17 protein-coding genes are annotated in these 16,915 nt (G+C 65.1%); 7 read left to right on the top strand and 10 right to left on the bottom strand.

Going from position 1 to position 16,915, the window contains the following annotated elements:
* Positions 1-39: 39 nt before the first annotated feature.
* Positions 40-1,044, top strand: a complete 1,005-nt coding sequence (locus JQ573_RS08125) for a LysR family transcriptional regulator (RefSeq protein WP_249131264.1) — start codon at positions 40-42, stop codon at positions 1,042-1,044.
* Between the two features lie 18 nt (positions 1,045-1,062).
* Here JQ573_RS08125 and JQ573_RS08120 read toward each other — a convergent pair whose 3' ends face one another.
* The 3 genes from JQ573_RS08120 to JQ573_RS08110 are packed head-to-tail and all read right to left on the bottom strand — an operon-like array spanning position 1,063 to position 3,178.
* Complete coding sequence (locus JQ573_RS08120; RefSeq protein ID WP_212310948.1) at positions 1,063-1,938, bottom strand: SDR family NAD(P)-dependent oxidoreductase; 876 nt, start codon at positions 1,936-1,938, stop codon at positions 1,063-1,065.
* A gap of 3 nt (positions 1,939-1,941) precedes the next feature.
* Entirely contained in the window at positions 1,942-2,499 is a 558-nt protein-coding gene (locus tag JQ573_RS08115) for a carboxymuconolactone decarboxylase family protein (protein WP_212310949.1), read from the bottom strand.
* Entirely contained in the window at positions 2,477-3,178 is a 702-nt protein-coding gene (locus JQ573_RS08110) for a TetR/AcrR family transcriptional regulator (protein WP_212310950.1), read from the bottom strand. The genes JQ573_RS08115 and JQ573_RS08110 overlap by 23 nt, the downstream gene beginning before the upstream one ends.
* A 160-nt stretch (positions 3,179-3,338) precedes the next feature.
* Here JQ573_RS08110 and JQ573_RS08105 point away from each other — a divergent pair, with 160 nt between their 5' ends.
* From JQ573_RS08105 to ilvD, 3 genes are all read left to right on the top strand, one after another.
* Positions 3,339-4,550 (top strand): ABC transporter substrate-binding protein, encoded by a 1,212-nt coding sequence (locus JQ573_RS08105; protein ID WP_212310951.1) that lies wholly within the window; start codon positions 3,339-3,341, stop codon positions 4,548-4,550.
* A gap of 7 nt (positions 4,551-4,557) precedes the next feature.
* Complete coding sequence (locus tag JQ573_RS08100; protein WP_212310952.1) at positions 4,558-5,451, top strand: MBL fold metallo-hydrolase; 894 nt, start codon at positions 4,558-4,560, stop codon at positions 5,449-5,451.
* A gap of 196 nt (positions 5,452-5,647) precedes the next feature.
* On the top strand, positions 5,648-7,492 hold the full coding sequence (gene ilvD, locus JQ573_RS08095) for a dihydroxy-acid dehydratase (RefSeq protein ID WP_212310953.1): 1,845 nt from the start codon (positions 5,648-5,650) through the stop codon (positions 7,490-7,492).
* Between the two features lie 111 nt (positions 7,493-7,603).
* On the opposite strand, the gene JQ573_RS08090 is transcribed toward ilvD, so the two are convergent.
* The 4 genes from JQ573_RS08090 to JQ573_RS08075 form a co-directional block, all read right to left on the bottom strand.
* Positions 7,604-7,819: a hypothetical protein gene (locus JQ573_RS08090; RefSeq protein ID WP_092125295.1), complete on the bottom strand. Its 216-nt coding sequence runs from the start codon at positions 7,817-7,819 to the stop codon at positions 7,604-7,606.
* A 698-nt stretch (positions 7,820-8,517) separates the two neighbouring features.
* The gene (locus tag JQ573_RS08085) at positions 8,518-9,567 is read right to left on the bottom strand and encodes a hydroxyacid dehydrogenase (RefSeq protein WP_212310954.1); all 1,050 of its coding nucleotides are present in this window, start codon (positions 9,565-9,567) and stop codon (positions 8,518-8,520) included.
* Between the two features lie 15 nt (positions 9,568-9,582).
* On the bottom strand, positions 9,583-10,479 hold the full coding sequence (locus JQ573_RS08080) for an amidohydrolase (RefSeq protein ID WP_212310955.1): 897 nt from the start codon (positions 10,477-10,479) through the stop codon (positions 9,583-9,585).
* Positions 10,480-10,483: 4 nt separating this feature from the next.
* The gene (locus JQ573_RS08075; protein WP_212310956.1) at positions 10,484-11,449 is read right to left on the bottom strand and encodes a tripartite tricarboxylate transporter substrate binding protein; all 966 of its coding nucleotides are present in this window, start codon (positions 11,447-11,449) and stop codon (positions 10,484-10,486) included.
* Between the two features lie 186 nt (positions 11,450-11,635).
* Between JQ573_RS08075 and JQ573_RS08070 the strand changes: the two genes are divergently transcribed.
* From JQ573_RS08070 to JQ573_RS08060, 3 genes are all read left to right on the top strand, one after another.
* The gene (locus JQ573_RS08070) at positions 11,636-12,187 is read left to right on the top strand and encodes a thiamine pyrophosphate-binding protein (RefSeq protein ID WP_212310957.1); all 552 of its coding nucleotides are present in this window, start codon (positions 11,636-11,638) and stop codon (positions 12,185-12,187) included.
* Between the two features lie 8 nt (positions 12,188-12,195).
* The gene (locus JQ573_RS08065) at positions 12,196-12,798 is read left to right on the top strand and encodes a thiamine pyrophosphate-dependent enzyme (RefSeq protein WP_212310958.1); all 603 of its coding nucleotides are present in this window, start codon (positions 12,196-12,198) and stop codon (positions 12,796-12,798) included.
* Positions 12,799-13,026: 228 nt separating this feature from the next.
* Positions 13,027-14,256: a hypothetical protein gene (locus tag JQ573_RS08060; RefSeq protein ID WP_212310959.1), complete on the top strand. Its 1,230-nt coding sequence runs from the start codon at positions 13,027-13,029 to the stop codon at positions 14,254-14,256.
* 17 nt (positions 14,257-14,273) lie between these two features.
* On the opposite strand, the gene JQ573_RS08055 is transcribed toward JQ573_RS08060, so the two are convergent.
* The 3 genes from JQ573_RS08055 to JQ573_RS08045 all read right to left on the bottom strand — a co-directional run bounded on the left by JQ573_RS08055 (position 14,274) and on the right by JQ573_RS08045 (position 16,913).
* Positions 14,274-15,335, bottom strand: coding sequence for a ketopantoate reductase family protein (locus JQ573_RS08055; protein WP_212310960.1), 1,062 nt, complete (start codon positions 15,333-15,335; stop codon positions 14,274-14,276).
* Positions 15,336-15,511: 176 nt separating this feature from the next.
* Positions 15,512-15,901 carry a DUF1236 domain-containing protein gene (locus JQ573_RS08050; protein WP_212310961.1) on the bottom strand — a complete coding sequence of 130 codons (390 nt, stop codon included), beginning with the start codon at positions 15,899-15,901 and terminating at the stop codon, positions 15,512-15,514.
* A 217-nt stretch (positions 15,902-16,118) separates the two neighbouring features.
* Positions 16,119-16,913, bottom strand: a complete 795-nt coding sequence (locus JQ573_RS08045) for an NYN domain-containing protein (RefSeq protein ID WP_212310962.1) — start codon at positions 16,911-16,913, stop codon at positions 16,119-16,121.
* Between the last annotated feature and the right edge of the window lie 2 nt (positions 16,914-16,915).

Genomic DNA, 16,915 nt, shown 5'->3' with positions numbered 1-16,915 from the left:
GCCAACTCATATTCGTCAAATGCATTCGACGGATACGGATTGATTATTTCCATGCATGTGCGCGATATCGATCTGAACCTGTTCGTCGTGTTCGACGCGATTTACACCGAGGGCGGTGTCAGCCGTGCCTGCTTCCGCCTCAATTTGACCCAGCCCGCGGTGAGCCATGCGCTGGGCCGGCTGCGCGCGATGTTCAACGATCCGCTGTTCGTGCGGCGCCATCACGTGATGACGCCGACCCCGCTGGCGCGCCAGATCATCACCACGGTGCGCCAGGCGCTCAACGGCCTGGAGACGACGCTGACCCACACCAACCGCTTCGATCCGGCCAGAACGCCGAAGCGGTTCGTGATCGGCCTGCGCAACAACCTCGAGGCGCCGATGCTGAGCGCGCTGATCAACCGCATCAGCACTGTCGCGCCGCTGGTCGAGATCGCGACCGTGCGCAGCGAGCGCAACAATCTGGAGCGCGAGCTTGCCGCCGGCACGCTTGATGTCGCGATCGATACGCTGCTGCCGCTCTCAACCGAGGTGCGGCGCGAGCAGATCCTGACCGAGCATATCGCGGTGTTCGCCCGGCGCGGCCATCCCGAGCTCGGCAAGCGGCTCGACAAGAAGGCGTACCTGCGCCTGGAACATGTCTGCGTGACGTCGCGGCGCAGCGGCCTGTCGTTCGAGGACTTCCAGTTCCAGCGCCTCGGCTTGACCCGCACCGTGCGCCTGACCTGCCAGAATTTTGCGACCGCCTGCCACGTGGTGAGCCGCAGCAACATGCTGCTGACGGCATCGGAGAGCGCCGCCTCCGTGCTCGAGGATCCCGGGCTGTTGCAGTGCTTCCCCTGCCCGTTCCCGATCAGCCCACACGTCAATTATCTCTATTGGCATGCCACTGCCGAGGGCGACACCACCAACCAATGGCTGCGCGAGCAGCTGCGCGCCGCCGCGGCGCTGCTGGCCGGCAGCCGTTTCAGCAAGAACCGCCGCGCGGCAAGAACGCGCCCCAAAGTGGGCATCCCGGTGCCGACCAGCCTCGCCGCGGAGTAGCGGCGGGGTTCAACTCGGCTAGAGTCCGCTCAGGCCGCTGTCGACCGCGAGCGTCTGCGCGGTGACGTAGACGCTCTCATCCGACATGAAGAACAGCACCGCATAGGCGATCTCCCACGCCGTGGCCTGGCGGCCGAACGGAACCTGGCTTTTGCCGCGCGACGGTCGTCCCGCGCCGGCCTCACGGCCGTTCGGCGTATCGACCAGCCCGGGATAAACCAGATTGGCACGGATGCCGCGCCGCGCACCGGTATGCGCGATGTTGCGCATCAGCCCGCCGAGCGCCGCCTTGGAGGAATCATAGACCGCCATCTGCGATCCCGCCTTCAGCGCCGCGATCGAGGAGATGAAGACGATCGAACCGCCATCGGCGAATTTGGGCAGAGCCGCGCGGCAGCACAGCATCGGGCCGCGGACATTGACGTCGTAGATCCTGTTCCATTCCTCGGCGCTGACATTGTCGAGCCCGGTCTTGCCGAAGGTACCGATGTTCAGCACCATGCCGTCGAGACCGCCCATCGCGTGGTGGGCCTCGTCGATCATCCTGATGACATCGGCCTCCCTGGTGACGTCGGCAGCGATCGCGAAGGCGCGGCCGCCGTCTTCGGCGATGCGCGCGACCGTATCCTCGGCGGAAGCACGGTTGAGATCGGCGACCGCGACATGGGCGCCCTCGCGCGCGAACAGCAGGCTCATCGCGCGGCCGTTGCCGATCGGATCGGTCGCGGCATCGAACACGCGCTGGCCGCCGCCGACCACCAGGATGCGGCGGCCGTTGAGGCGTCCCCTGCCCGGCGCCATGCCTGAGGACTCCGCGCTCAGCGGACGGACATAGCGCTCCGGCTTCATGTCTTGCGAGGTCCTTTGCTTGGCCTCTTGCGAAGTCTCCGACATCCATCAACCCCGCTTCTTGCCGCCCTCGAACACGGCCATGCCGGCGGCCGGATCGAGATCGGTCTCGGTCGCCTCCGTCAGCCGCGCCATCATCATGTAGAAGCCGAGCGTGACGATCGCCTCGACGGTCTCCTGATCGCTGAAATGCCGGCACATGCCGGCGAAAGCCGCCTCGCCGACGCGGACCTTCTCGACCACCTCGCGGCCGAAGCCGAGCAGCGCACGCTCGGCCGCGTTGAGCGCGGCATCGTCGTAGTTGCTGCGCTCGACGGCATCGATCTGCGCCTGCGTCACGCCGACGCCGAGCGCGATCGGCACATGCTGCCGCCACTCATAGGCGCCGCCCTCGAGCTGCGCGGCCTGCAGGATCAGAAGCTCGCGGTTGACCGCCGACAGCTTCTGCTTGTGCAGGATCGAATTGCCGAGCCGCATCAGGGGCATCGCATTGGCCTCGGCATGGGCCATCATGCGGAAGATATTGAGCTTGACCGGCATGCGGTCAAACGCCGCGCGGATGTCGCCGCTCGTGGTGTCCGGATCAATCAGAGGCAGCCTTGCCACGCGTCTCTCCCTTTTTTCGTTGTTTCTTGTCCGAGATGTCTGCGTCCTTTGCCGCAATCAGCGACAGGAAGAACGCGAGGTAGCGCTCGATCGCCTCGATCACCTTCGGTCGCGGCGAGGCCTGCGCGCCCATCACATAATGTTCGAGCCTGACATAGATCAGGCCGGCCGCGAACAGCCGCGCCGCCTCGCGCGGGTCTGTGGTCGAGATCAGTCCGGCGAGCGCAAAGCCGCGGAAGTAGTCCGTCATCAGATTCTGTTCGCGCGTATAGAAATGGTCGGCGAACTTGGCGCGGATACCGGGCACACGGTTGCGTTCGGCGGTGATGACCTTCTGGAACTGATGCTCGCGCGGATCCGACCATTGTTCGACGAGGTCGAGCGCGAACTGGCGGCAGAACGCCGCCGGCTGCCGCGCAAGCTGCCGGTAGCGCGGCGCCTCGAGCCGGTCGGCCGAGCTCGCCGGACCGTGCTCACTGACGATCGCTTCGAGGATCGCGGCCTTGCCCGGAAAATGATTGTAGAGGCTGCTCTCGCGGATACCGACGCGCCGCGCAAGCTCGCGCATCGACGCGCCGCCATAGCCGCTTTGCGCGAACAGGCCGAGCGCCTCGCTGAGGATGCGCTCGCGGGTGGAGGTCACGACCGCGTCGGCCGCGCTGGATGTGGAAGCCGCCATGGCGCCTTGACTAGCGAACGATCGTTCGTTAGTCAACGTACGAACGATCGTTCGTCTGTATGGCGGCGGTCGCGGCCCGCAAGCCGCGCAGGCGGCGGGCGACGTATTCGCGTTTCAACTCCGCCCGAAGAGGCGGAGAGCAATTTGGGGAGATACCGTCATGGCGCGCCTCGTCCGCTCTCATTTGCGCGCGGCCCTCTTGCTGCTGCCGCTGATCGCCGCCGGTACCGCCCGAGCCGAGAGCGCGAAATATGACTCGGGCGCCGACGACAAGACGATCAAGGTCGGAACCACAGCGCCGCTGTCCGGCCCCGTCTCGGCCTTCGCGCAAATCGCGAAATCGGCGGAGGCCTATTTCCGCAAGGTGAATGACGAGGGCGGCATCAACGGCCGGCGCATCCAGATGATGATCGCCGACGACGCCTACAGCCCGCCCAAGACGGTGGAGCAGACCCGCCGCCTGGTCGAGAGCGACGAGGTGCTGTTGATCTTCGGCGGCGTCGGCACGCCGACCAACAGCGCCGTGCACAAATACCTCAACGACCGGAAGGTGCCGCAGCTCTTCCTCGGCTCGGGTGCGGCGAAGTGGGACGATCCGAAGAATTTTCCGTGGACCGTGGGCTGGCAGCCGACCTATCGCGACGAGGCAATCGCCTACGCCAAATACATCAAGGCGAGCCACCCGAACGCCAAGGTCGGTGTGCTCTATCAGAACGATGACCTCGGCAAGGACTATCTAAGAGCGCTGGAGGAAGGCCTCGGCAGCACCGAAGCCATCGTGGCGCGAGCGGCCTACGAGACCACGGCCCCCACCGTCGATACCCAGATCCTGCTGCTCAAGAGCAGCGGCGCCGACGTGCTGCTGGTCGCGGCGACGCCGAAATTCGCGGCGCAGGCGATCCGCAAGATCGGCGAGATCGGATGGAAGCCGACCACCATCATCTCCAATGTCTCGGCCTCGATCAGCGGCGTGCTCGAACCCGCCGGAAAGGACAATTCCACCGGCGTGATCTCGAGCCAGTACCTGAAGGACTCGACCGATCCGGCGCTGAAGGACGACGCCGGCTACAAGGAATGGGTCGCCTTCATGGACAAGTACCTGCCCGACGCCAACAAGAGCGACTGGCTCAATGTCTACGGCTACACCATCGCGCAGACGCTGGTCGCGGCGCTGAAGGCCGCCGGCAACGACCTGACCCGCGCCAATGTGATGAAGCAGGCGACCAGCATCAGGGATCTGCATCTGCCGATGCTGATCAACGGCACGGCGGTCAGCAACTCGCCGGAGCGGTATACGCCGATGACCAGCCTGCAATTGATCCGCTACGACGGCACGCGCTGGGTGCCGTTCGGCGAGTTCATCAAGAACTGAGCACCGCATGCGCCAGATCACGATCGGCAGCATGCGCATCGACCGGCTGGTCGAAATCCCCTCGCTCGCCTTCGACAAGACATGGCTGTTCGCCAACGTCACCGACGAGGTGATCGCCGCGAACCGAAGCTGGCTCGATCACCGCTACATCGAGCCGGAGACCGGCCGCTTCATCCTGAGCCACCACTCCTATCTGGTGCGCACGCCGCGCTGGACCGCCGTCGTCGACACCTGCTGCGGCAATCACAAGCCGCGTCCGCGCGTGCCGGCCTGGAACAATCTCAACCAGCCCTATCTGGAAAACATGGCCGCGCTCGGCGTGCGGCCCGAACAGGTCGACTTCGTGATGTGCACGCATCTGCATGTCGACCATGTCGGCTGGAACACGCGGCTGATCAACGGGCGCTGGGTGCCGACCTTTCCGAAGGCGCGTTACCTGATGGGACGCGCCGAGTTTCGCCACTGGGAGGCAGCGCACCGGGCGAACCCGCCGACGCCGGTCAATCACGGCTCGTTCGAGGATTCGGTGCTGCCGGTCGTCGCGGCCGGCCAGGCCGAATTCGTCGAGACCAATCACCTGCTGTTCGACGACCGCGACGCGGGCCTGCGCTTTGCGCCGGCGCCGGGCCACACCGCCGGCAACATGCAGATCCATCTCAACGGCGGCGGCGATCATGCCGTGATGTCGGGCGACGTGATCCATCATCCGATCCAGTGCGCGGAGCCGTGGCTGTCGAATGCCGCCGACGCCGATCCCGCGGCGGCACTCGCCACCCGCGTGACGCTGCTCGAGGAATTGGCGGATACGCCGAGCTATCTGCTGACCGGGCACTTCCCCGCCCCGACCGCAGGCCGCGTGGTCAGGCATGGCGAGGCCTTCAGGTTCAGGTTCGAGGATTGACGCGTGAGACAATCGGGTCGAGAGGGCACCGCGAAACGAGCCGCGGCCCGTCTCCTGCGTGCCGTCGCCACAGAGGCCGGGATCGAAGTCAGATAGCGGGGTTCTGCCATGCGGTTCCGCGCTTGAATCGGCTGCTGCGGGCGGGCATAAGGACTGCCATCTCCCCTAAAAAATGGCCATAACCCAAGGATTTACGATGCCCGCCTATCGCTCCCGCACCACCACCCACGGCCGCAACATGGCGGGTGCACGCGGCCTGTGGCGCGCCACCGGCATGAAGAACGAGGATTTCGGCAAGCCGATCATCGCGGTGGTCAACTCCTTCACCCAGTTCGTGCCCGGCCACGTCCATCTGCAGAATCTCGGCCAGCTCGTCGCACGCGAGATCGAGAAGGCCGGCGGCGTCGCCAAGGAATTCAACACTATTGCGGTCGACGACGGCATCGCGATGGGCCATGACGGCATGCTCTACAGCCTGCCCTCGCGCGAGCTGATCGCCGACAGCGTCGAATACATGGTCAACGCGCATTGCGCCGACGCGATGGTCTGCATCTCCAACTGCGACAAGATCACCCCCGGCATGCTGATGGCGACGCTGCGCCTCAACATCCCGACGGTGTTCGTCTCGGGCGGTCCGATGGAATCCGGCAAGATCCTGCTCAAGGGCAAGAAGCGCGCGGTCGACCTGATCGATGCGATGGTGGCCGCCGCCGACTCCAACGTGTCGGACGAGGAGGTCGAGGTGATCGAGCGCTCGGCCTGCCCGACCTGCGGCTCCTGCTCCGGCATGTTCACAGCGAATTCGATGAACTGCCTGACCGAGGCGCTCGGCCTCGCGCTGCCCGGCAACGGTTCGGTGCTGGCGACCCATGCCGACCGCAAGAGCCTGTTCGTCGAGGCCGGCCATCTGATCGTCGATCTCGCCCGCCGCTACTATGAGCAGGACGACGCCAAGGTACTGCCGCGCAACATCGCGAACTTCAAGTCGTTCGAGAACGCGATGACGCTCGACATCGCGATGGGCGGCTCGACCAACACCGTGCTGCATCTGCTCGCCGCCGCGCGCGAGGGCGAAGTGCCGTTCACGATGGCCGACATCGACCGTCTGTCGCGCAAGGTGCCGGTGCTGTGCAAGGTCGCGCCCTCGGTGCAGGACGTTCACATGGAGGACGTGCACCACGCCGGCGGTATCATGGCGATCCTCGGCGAGCTCGACCGCGCCAAACTGCTCACGACCGACGGACCGACCGTGCACGCCGCGACGCTCGACGACGCGCTGAACCGCTGGGACGTGGTGCGGACCACGAGCGACAAGGTGCGCAACTTCTACCGCGCCGCGCCGGGCGGCGTGCCGACCCAGGAAGCCTTCAGCCAGGACCGCCGCTTCGACGAGGTCGATATCGATCGCGCCGAGGGCGTCATCCGCAACGCCGAGCACGCCTATTCCAAGGACGGCGGCCTCGCCGTGCTGTTCGGCAACCTCGCCGAGGACGGCTGCATCGTGAAGACCGCCGGCGTCGATCAGAGCATCCTGAAGTTCTCGGGCCCGGCCCGCATCTTCGAGAGCCAGGACGCCTCGGTCGACGCCATCCTGACCAACAAGGTCAAGGCCGGCGATGTCGTGCTGATCCGCTATGAAGGTCCGCGCGGCGGCCCGGGCATGCAGGAGATGCTCTATCCGACCAGCTATCTGAAGTCGAAGGGGCTCGGAAAGGCCTGCGCGCTGATCACCGACGGCCGCTTCTCCGGCGGATCGTCCGGCCTGTCGATCGGCCACGTCTCACCGGAAGCCGCCGAAGGCGGCCTGATTGGTCTCGTCGAGGAAGGCGACATCATCGAGTTCGACATCCCGAACCGCAAGGTCAACCTCAAGGTCGACGATGCCGAACTGAAACGCCGCCGCGCGGCGATGGAAGCCAAGGGCAACGCGGCGTGGAAGCCGGCGGCGCCGCGCAAGCGCGCCGTCTCGACCGCGCTGAAGGCCTACGCGGCGTTCGCTAGCAGCGCGGCGAAGGGTGCCGTGCGCATCCTGCCGGAGTAGTCGGACCAAGCGTTTTCGAGCGAAGCGGATACCGGTTCGCGTAAACAAAACGCCTCAAAACAAAAATCCAGAGCCCCGTTCCGATTGAATCGGAACGGGGCTCTGGACGCGTCAAGTCACTTGCAAGTCGGCCGCTTCGATCCGAATGCGGTCGGCATGCAATGACCAGTCGCAGAGCGCCTGTTCCTGACAGAATATGAGCTTGGCCATTTCGGTGGCCTGGCCTTCGCTCGAGGCGTCGACCTCGAGTTCGCCCTGGCAAACCTCGCGCTGGCGGCCATTGCCGCCGAGCACGTCCTTCATGAACTGAACGACGAAGCGTGACATGGAACCCTCCCTGCTGCGCCGGCAGAGCCCGGGGGTACCACGTTAGCACTAACGCGAAATGGTGTTGAGTTAATTCAGCGCGCGGATGTGGCGTTTCGTAGCGGTGGAAAACTACGCGCCGGCCTGGGGCAGGCTGGCAGCAGCGATCGCGACGATCTGCGCAATGCGGCGGCCGATCCTGGCGGGCGCGTTGCGGAGCAGTGACTGGACCTGTCGCATGACACTTCTTCCTTCCGTGCCCGGAACGGGTGGACACACAAGGAAGATGGCGATTTCAGGCTAAGTCGTCGATATCTCAGGGAAAATAACAACGGATGCGTCGTGAGGTGATGCTTTGGCAGCGGGTTTATTGCCTCGATCGAGGCTACGACGAAGGAGATTTTCTCCTGTGTTTTTGCGCGCGCGACAACACTCGGACGATTGGCCATTCGCGTGAGGCACGCACCGGCGGACAGTACCCTCCGCCCCTGCGGTGTCTCCCCGTAAGGCCGGGCGCTTGCACGATTTCGGAATATTGGAAATGTACCCCTGAGTTGCCCGACGCGTCAAGTTGACTCATCGAACCGCCGGCGCCGTCAGCTTCTTTGCATGGGGTTGTTTTCGATATTTTGGCCGCGCGCAGCCCTCCAAGAGGGACGCCTGACCAGCGCGCCGACCTCACCTGGCTGACTTCACCGTTGACAGCAATGACCGTCGACCTATCCCGGCGTGAACCCGAACGCCTTCTCGAACCGCTTCGCGTAGACCGGCCAGACCTCGGGATTGATGATGCGCGGCGGGCGCTTGCCGTCGAGGGCGTCGAGGATCTGCTCGGCGGCGATCCGGCCCATGTTGATGCGCGCCTCGCGGGTGACGCCGGCGGTGTGCGGGCTCGCCAGCACATTGTCGAACTGCAGCAGCGGATGATCCGGCGGCGGCGGCTCCTTGGACCAGACGTCGAGGCCGGCGCCGGCGATGCGTTTTTCGCGCAATGCCTCTTCCAATGCCTTCTCGTCGTGGATGAAGCCGCGCGCGGTGGTGACGAAATAGGCGTGCGGCTGCATCAGCGCGAACTCGCGTGCGCCGATCATGCCTCGGCTCTTGCTGTCCAGCGGACAGGAGATCGAGACGAAATCCGCGCGGCGCAGGAGATCGTCGAGCTCGACCTTCTCCCCGCCACGCTTCGCCATCTCCTCGGCCGTCAGATACGGATCGTAGGCGATCACCTTCATGTGCAAGAGGCCCTTGCACAGCTCGGCGATGCGGCGGCCGACATTGCCGAGGCCGACGATGCCGACGGTCTTCTCGTTCAGCTCGTTGCCGATCAGGTCGTTGCGGTTGACGTTGGCCTCGCGCCGCAGCCGGCGGTCGGACTGGATGATGCGCTTCGACAGCGTCAGCATCATGCCGAGCGCGTGCTCGGCGACCGAGTTGGCGTTGCCACCGGACTGGTTGACCACCAGCACGCCCGCCGCGGTGCAGGCATCGACATCGACGGGATCGAAGCCGGCGCCGTTCGAGGACACGATCAACAGGTTCGGCGCGCGCTTCAACAACTCGGCATGGGCATGGAAATGCGGCGCCAGCTCATCGCGGGCGGCGCCGATCTGATAGGCATGCGCATCGGCGAGGACAGGTGCGAACGCCGCTTCCGGCGTGTCGTTCTCGAGACGGTCGAGCCGGACATCCGGCCGCTTCTTCAGGATGTCGACGTAGATCTCGTGGGCGAGGTATTTGACGTAGAACACGCGCTTGTTGTTGACGGTCATGTCTTCGGGCAGCTTTCAGTTTGGGAAGCCATAGAGTCGTGCGGGATTGTCGACGAGGATGCGGTGGCGGGTCGCCGCGTCCGGCGTCCATTCCTGGAACAGCGTCAGCAGATGACCGGCGTCGGGCATTTCGCCCTCGACGCGCGGATGCGGCCAGTCGCCGCCCCACACCAGCTGTTCGGAGTTGGCTGATACCAGCGCCTCGTGGAATGGCCGCGCATCCGGATAATCCGGCGCGCGCTGGCTCAGGCGATGTGCGCCTGACAGCTTGGCCCAGCACCAGCCCTCGCCGACCGCGCGCAGCAGGCTCCGGAAGCCCGCGGTGTTGATGCCGGCGGCAGCGTCGGTGCGGCCCATGTGGTCGACCACGACCGGCAGGCCCAGTGCCTTCAGCGTCGGGACCGTGTCAGGCAAATCTTTCACGTCGATCCAGAGCTGCAGATGCCAGCCGAGCTCGGCCATCACGCCCGCGTGCGTCTCGGCGACATCGAGGGGGATGCCGCCGCGATAGTGCAACTGCCCGCCGCGGAAGAAATGGTTGAAGCGCAAGCCGCGCACGCCGAGCACATGCCATTGCCGCAGCGTGCCCGCCGCCACATCGGCATCGGCCACCGCGACGCCGCGCAGCCGCGCCGGCTCGCGCTGCAACGCATCCAGCATCGCCGAATTGTCGTGGCCATGCGCGCTGCCCTGCACCAGCACGCCGCGGCTGAAACCCAGCGCATCGAGCATGCCGAGATAGGTCGCGAGCGGCGCGTCCGGCGGCGTGTAGCTGCGATCGGCGGCATAGGGGAAGCGGTCCGCCGGGCCGAATACATGCGCATGCGTGTCGCAGGCCTTTGGCGGCAGCTTCTCTCTCGGCGGCGTCACCGGACGCGGCGGCAGGCAGGCGGGAATCTCTGATACAGCCATCTTCCTACTCCGCCTTCATGCCGGCGGCCTTGATGATCGGCCCCCATTTGTCGTAGTCGGCCTTGATCTTGGTCGCGAATTGCTCCGGCGTCGAGCCGATCGGGATCGCGCCGAGCTTGCCGAGCCGCTCCTTCACGGCATCCGTATTCACCGCCGCGACGAAATCATGCGAGATTTTCGCGACGAGATCGGCGGGCATGTTGCCGGGACCAAGCAGCCCCCACCACACCTCGGTGTCATAACCCGGCACCACCTCCGACATGCTGGGCACATCTGGCAGGAACGGCGCGCGCGAGCCCGTCGTCACCGCCAGCGCGCGGACCGTGCCGGCTTGCAACTGCCCAACCGATTCCGGCCCGTTGTTGAACGACATCGGAATCTGTCCGCCCAGCAGATCGTTGATCGCCGGGGCGCCGCCCTTGTAGGGGATCGCGTTGAGATCGATCTTGGCGAGGCTGTTGAGCAGCTCGCCGGCAAGATGGGTCGAGGTGCCGTTGCCGGCATGGGCAAACGACAGGCTGCCCGGCTTTGCCTTCGCCGCTGCGATGACATCGCTGACCGACTTGAACGGTGAGTCCGCGCGCACCAGCAGCACGTTCGGCGATGACGCCAGCAGCGAGATCGGCGAAAAATCCTTGAAGGTGTCGTAGGGCAGTTTTGGATAGAGGAACGGATTGGTGGCGTGGCCGCTCGCGACCATGATCAGGTTGTAGCCATCGGGCGCGGAGCTCGCGATCGCCTGCGAGGCGATTACCCCGCCGGCGCCCGGCCGGTTCTCGACCACGATCGACTGCGTCCAGGTTTTCGACACGGCTTCGGCGAGCGTCCGCGTCAGCACGTCGACGCCGCCGCCGGGCGGATATGGGACGAGAATATGAACGGCCTTTGCCGGGTATGGCTGCGCGGACGCAAGGCCGGCCACGACCGTGGCCGCTGCCGCAATGGCGGTCCGCCAGACCCATCCGGCCATCGACACCTCCCGTCCCTTGATCGTTCCGTCCCTTGATCGTTACCGCCTGTATCGCACGCCAGTTCGGCACTACGATGGCCCAATTCCGCAGATCGCGTTGCGGCCGCGACATGTTGACAATCGTATGGTCAGCGTCAAGTTTCATGGCGCAAGCGATCATCAGCGTCGCGCGAGAGGGAGAACAGGATGGCGGCCGCGGAACAAGCCTCGTCCCACAAGTCGGCGACCACCTGGCACGGCATCGTGCTGCAGACGCTGAAGCGGAACGAGATCAAGCTGGTGCCCTATGTGCCCGACCGGGTGCTGACCACGCTGATCAAGGACCTGCACGCCGATCCCTATTTCACGACGTTTCCGACCGCGCGCGAGGAAGAGGCCGTCGGCATCGTCTCGGGCGCCTGGATGGCGGGCACGCGCGGCGCCGTACTGATGCAGACCTCCGGCTTTGCCACGCTTGCCAACGTGCTGGCCTCGCTCGCCGTGCCCTACCAGATCCCGCTGATCATGTTCGTCTCCGAGCGCGGCACGCTCGGCGAGTTCAACTACGGCCAGGCGCTGGTCTGCCGCACCATGCGCCCGGTGCTGGATTCGCTGGCGATGGAACACCACACCATCACCCGGCTCGACGAGCTCGAATTCATCGCCGACCGCTCGATCAAGCAGGCGATCACCACCCAGGCGCCGGTGGCGCTGATCCTCTCGCCGCTGTTGACCGGCGGCAAGACCTTCGACAAGTGAGATCAGCCATGACCAGCACCCACGCGCGCAACACCAAGGTGATGAACCGCTTCGACCTCACCCAGCGCCTCGTCGCCGGGCTGAAGGACGAGGCCGTGATCGGCGGCATCGGCAACACCAACTTTGACCTTTGGGCCGCCGGCCATCGCCCGCAGAATTTCTACATGCTGGGCAGCATGGGACTTGCGTTTCCGATCGCGCTCGGCGTCGCACTGGCGCAGCCGAAGCGGCGCGTCTTCGCGCTCGAAGGCGACGGCTCGCTGCTGATGCAGCTCGGCTGCCTCTCGACCATCGCAACGCTGGCGCCGACAAATCTCGCCATGGTGGTGATGGACAACGGCATCTACCAGATCACCGGCAGCCAGCCGACGCCGGCGGCGGGCCATACCGACATCGTCGCGGTCGCGCTCGCCAGCGGGATCGCGAACAGCTCCTGGGCCGCCGACGAGGACGATTTCGAGCGGTTGATCGAGCAGTCGAAGTCAGCACCCGGCCCGACCCTGATCGGCGTCCGCATCGACGACAAGCCCGGCACTGGCACCACCCGCCGCGACCCCGTGCAGATCCGCGAGCGCTTCATGCACGGGATGGGAGTGAGGCAGTTGCTGTAAGACTCCGCGAAGCTCAGCGCACAAGCCGAAGACGGCCCGCCAATCCGCAAGACCGACCATACGGGGGAAGGTCGAACCAGCACGCTGGTTCGTGATTTACCCAAAAACAACCTATGCTAGTATTCTATTGGTCCGCGCGGGGGACACTGCAGCAATGCGCTGATAACTTTGGCCTGCCCAGGCGGCACTTCACGGCTCGCCACTTGAGTTAGCGTAGGTTCCTCCGTCATGCTCGCACTGTTGTCACTACCCATCGAGCTGCTGCGCATCGCTTACTATGCGCTGCAAGGCCTCGTCGACGCGCTACGGGCACGTAACCGATTGCGGTGCGAGTTCACTGTTCTGATCAACGCGCCACGCGAGGCCGTGTGGCGCTTCAATATTGCGGACCGCATGGTGTTCGATGGGCCGCCGATCATGGAGATATCGCGCGAGCCGGTGCCCGACAGCGCCGATCTTTGGCTGACAAGCGCCACCGTGAACGGCCAGGTTCGGGCGCAGAACGTCTCGCGCGAGCTCGAGCGCGACGAGGAAAAAGGGATCATCCGGGGACGAATCGTGGCTCACCCGCTCTCCATTCCACCGGAAGGCGGCCGCGATACCGTAGCCGAACTCACGATCGAGGCGACGTCCGCGGGAACGAAGCTCATCGTATCCAATGAATTGACCCCGCACGTCTTTCGCGACCGTATCAACTACCCGATCGGCCTGCGCCGCATGGCGAACCTGATCAAGCAGCAATGCGAGAAAGAAGCCGGCACCTCCAATCGTCTCTCCACGGTCGGCAACAACGGATGGCTGCTGTCGATCGTGGCCCTGCTCAGCTTCTGGTACCTTGTGGGGTGGAAGGCGGCGCTGCTCCTGACCGTGGTCGTCGTCCTGCACGAAGCCGGTCACGCCGCGGCGATGCTGATGGCCGGTGTCAGCGTACGCGGCATCTACCTCGTGCCCTGCTTTGGCGGGATGGCCGTTCCCAAGGCGGCCTATCGGACGGAGGGCCGGCTCGGCTTCATCGCGCTGATGGGCCCGGGCCTGAGCCTCATCCCAACACTCGGCCTGTTCGCCGCTTATCAGGCCACCGGCCAACTCTATCTTGGAAAGCTGGCCGAACTGTTCGCATTTGTGAATGCGAGCAACCTGCTGCCGATCTATCCCCTCGATGGCGGCCTGATCCTCAATGCTCTCGTCGGCTCGGTGAATCGGAGGTCCGCGTTGATCGTGGGCTGGATCGGGATCCTGATCGGCATCGCGCTCGCCGTCTACCTCCAATCGCTCCTGATCGGGATTCCCTTCATGTTGTTTGCTCTGCAGCGCTACCTCAGCGGGGGACGGACCATGGAGCTCGAACGGCTGACCCTGCACGACGGGGTCATGCTGGCAATTGCCTCAACCGCAACCTTCGCCCTGTACATGCTCGTGCTGAAGGCGACGTGGCCGCTTCCGGCCGTCCGCCTTTGACGCAGCACACACGCTGCTCAATTCAACCTCAACTCCGTGATGTGCCGGGGATCCGGCGCGAGTTCGCCGCGCTCGACGCGCTTGACGATATCGGTCAGCGCGGCGTTGGCATTGCATGCGAGGCCAAGCTTCTCGCCCTCGCGCACCACAAAGCCGTTGAGGAATTCGATCTCGGTGCGGCGGCCCTTCTGCATGTCCTGGCCCATCGAGGGACGCTGCGCCGATGACGTGCGCTTACTATCCTTGAAGCGCTGCTCGTCGCAGGCGCGGGTCGCAGCCTCGTCGCCCTCGCCGGCCCGCGCGATGGTCTCCGGCGGCAGATGCAGGATCTCTTCCAGCTGATAGCCCTGCGCCTGGCCGACGCGGATCGCCTCGCTTCCAAGCCGCGTCGAGAAGCGGCGCAGCGGTTCGCTTTGCAGCACCTCGCCGCCCGCTAGACCCGTGCAGGCCGACAGCCCGTTGCCCATCACGTTGGCGACCAGCTTCGACCAGCGTTCGCCCCAGAGATTGCCGGTCACCTTGGCGCTATCGGAGAAGCCGACCAGGCGGCAAACCTCCTCCGCCCGCGCGGTGATGCGGCCATGCACCTCGCCGGCGCGGAACACGGTATGCGCCGCGCCACCCTTGCCGGCGCCGCGGTGGATATGGCCGGGCTCGGGCAGATTGACGGTGATGCTGCTCGCGATGCAGCCGAGCGTCTTGCCCCAACCGACGATGCCGGCGATCGTCTCCTCGTTCATGCAGTTCTGCAGCGACACGACATAGCCATCGGCCGCCAGATATTGCCGGATCAGCATGGTCGCCCAGGCCGTGTCGTACGACTTCACGCAGACGAAGGCGATGTCGACCGGCTTCTCCTTCGCCAGCTGCTGCGCGTCGGTGACATCAAGCGCACGCACCGGCACCGAGAACTCCGCAACGTCCATCGCGTGCGTGACGCGCAGTCCGTGCTTGCGCATGTGCGCGACATGCTCGGGCCAGGGATCGATGAAGGTGACGTCCTCACCCGCCTGCACCATATGCGCCCCGGCATAGCCGCCGACCGCACCCGCACCGACGATCGCGATCTTCCGACCCATGTTTCCACCCTGCTCTTGATTGAGGCGGACGCTGGCTGCGTCCGCCGATTGCGGATCAGTCTAGGGGATCGGGCCGGCAGGCCAACCAGGCGCCTCATGAAAAAAGCGGGCCCGTGCCATGCGAAAATCCCCGCGGGCGATTTGCCCGCGAGGATGTCCGCAGTCGGAAATTGCGATCAATCGATGATCTTGACGATCCGGCGGGTGCGCGGCTCCACGATCACGCGGCGATCATTGACAACAGCGTAGCGATATTCAGTGTAGCGCGGCACCGGACGCAGCACGACGGTGTCGGGCAGCGGCTCGCCGACCACGACGCGTTCGCGCACCACAACCGAGGGTTCGTCGCGCGGGATCGAGGTGATCACCGCATTCGGAATCTCGAGGCCGGCACCGACCGCAGCACCAACGGTGCCGCCGACGATCTCGCCAACCGGGCCTGCGATCTCGCCACCGGTCCGCGCACCGTTCGCGGCGCCCGCCGCCGTCGTGGACTGCGCGAACGCCGAACCGGACGCAAGCAGTGACGCAGCGGCGACAAGGGAAACGGCAAAACGCTTGTTCATTATTCTCCTCCTCCGAGCTATGAGACGCCCCTTCAACATCGCAGGGAACGAGACGTTCCAGTTCCAACGCGGCAACTTGCGGGCAAATTCCAGTTCCGCGGCAACTCGCTTTAGTTCCAGCACATACGAAAATGCTGCTCCGGATAACGTCCGAAGCAGCATTCATCGTTGGTTCAGATTCAGAGATGGTTCTGAGCAGGAGCGCGCTGCGCGCCATTCATTCCGGCGGTTTTTGACCGGCTCGTCGTCTTGGCGTTCGCCGTCTTGGAGGTGCTTTCGCAGGGGCGTCAGCTGAAGGCTTGATACGGATTCGCGTCGTCCCGCCCTTGGGCTGTTCGATCTCAAACGCATTTGTCCTGCGCACCAGTTCGCTCAGGGTGCGGAAGCCGTAAGTCCTCTGATCGAAATCGGACGCCAGATTGGCCAGCTGCCGTCCGACCTCGCCAAGCGTCACCCAGCCGTCCTCACTGGCCATCTGGCCGATCACCTTCTTGAGGATGGGCGTGGCGGCGTCCGGCGGTTGCAACGGCTGGGCGCGCACCGCTGCGTCCTGATTGCTCGTCGCGCCGCCGCGCAAATTCTCGGTATAGACGAACCTGCGGCAGGCCTGCCGAAAGCTCTCCGGCGTCTTCTGCTCGCCGAACCCGAACACGTCGATACCGTGCTCGCGGATGCGGGCGGCAAGCCGGGTGAAATCGCTATCCGACGACACCAGGCAGAATCCATCGAACCGGCCGCTGTGCAGCAGGTCCATCGCATCGATCACAAGGGTGATGTCGGATGCATTCTTGCCGGTCGTATAGGCGAATTGCTGCTGCGGGATGATGGCGTGCTTGGCCAGAATGTCGGCCCAGCCCTTGGACCTCGGATTGGAGAAGTCGCCATAGATGCGGCGCACGCTGGCCTCGCCGATCTTGGCGATCTCCTCGAACAGCCCATCGGCGATCCTGGCAGATGCATTGTCGGCGTCGATCAGGACCGCCAGACGGGGCGAACGGAGTTCGGAAGGCATGG

Source organism: Bradyrhizobium sp. AUGA SZCCT0105, from assembly GCF_018129565.1.
GTDB lineage: Bacteria > Pseudomonadota > Alphaproteobacteria > Rhizobiales > Xanthobacteraceae > Bradyrhizobium.
This window is presented reverse-complemented; position numbering and strand designations above follow the sequence as displayed.

Excerpts from the sequence above, each read along its gene's own strand:
- JQ573_RS08120 (WP_212310948.1), bottom strand. The coding sequence starts at position 1,938 with ATGTCGGAGACTTCGCAAGAGGCCAAGCAAAGGACCTCGCAAGACATG.
- JQ573_RS08110 (WP_212310950.1), bottom strand. The coding sequence starts at position 3,178 with ATGGCGGCTTCCACATCCAGCGCGGCCGACGCGGTCGTGACCTCCACC.
- JQ573_RS08105 (WP_212310951.1), top strand. The coding sequence starts at position 3,339 with ATGGCGCGCCTCGTCCGCTCTCATTTGCGCGCGGCCCTCTTGCTGCTG.
- JQ573_RS08100 (WP_212310952.1), top strand. The coding sequence starts at position 4,558 with ATGCGCCAGATCACGATCGGCAGCATGCGCATCGACCGGCTGGTCGAA.
- ilvD (WP_212310953.1), top strand. The coding sequence starts at position 5,648 with ATGCCCGCCTATCGCTCCCGCACCACCACCCACGGCCGCAACATGGCG.
- JQ573_RS08090 (WP_092125295.1), bottom strand. The coding sequence starts at position 7,819 with ATGTCACGCTTCGTCGTTCAGTTCATGAAGGACGTGCTCGGCGGCAAT.
- JQ573_RS08085 (WP_212310954.1), bottom strand. The coding sequence starts at position 9,567 with ATGACCGTCAACAACAAGCGCGTGTTCTACGTCAAATACCTCGCCCAC.
- JQ573_RS08080 (WP_212310955.1), bottom strand. The coding sequence starts at position 10,479 with ATGGCTGTATCAGAGATTCCCGCCTGCCTGCCGCCGCGTCCGGTGACG.
- JQ573_RS08075 (WP_212310956.1), bottom strand. The coding sequence starts at position 11,449 with ATGGCCGGATGGGTCTGGCGGACCGCCATTGCGGCAGCGGCCACGGTC.
- JQ573_RS08070 (WP_212310957.1), top strand. The coding sequence starts at position 11,636 with ATGGCGGCCGCGGAACAAGCCTCGTCCCACAAGTCGGCGACCACCTGG.
- JQ573_RS08065 (WP_212310958.1), top strand. The coding sequence starts at position 12,196 with ATGACCAGCACCCACGCGCGCAACACCAAGGTGATGAACCGCTTCGAC.
- JQ573_RS08060 (WP_212310959.1), top strand. The coding sequence starts at position 13,027 with ATGCTCGCACTGTTGTCACTACCCATCGAGCTGCTGCGCATCGCTTAC.
- JQ573_RS08055 (WP_212310960.1), bottom strand. The coding sequence starts at position 15,335 with ATGGGTCGGAAGATCGCGATCGTCGGTGCGGGTGCGGTCGGCGGCTAT.
- JQ573_RS08050 (WP_212310961.1), bottom strand. The coding sequence starts at position 15,901 with ATGAACAAGCGTTTTGCCGTTTCCCTTGTCGCCGCTGCGTCACTGCTT.
- JQ573_RS08045 (WP_212310962.1), bottom strand. The coding sequence starts at position 16,913 with ATGCCTTCCGAACTCCGTTCGCCCCGTCTGGCGGTCCTGATCGACGCC.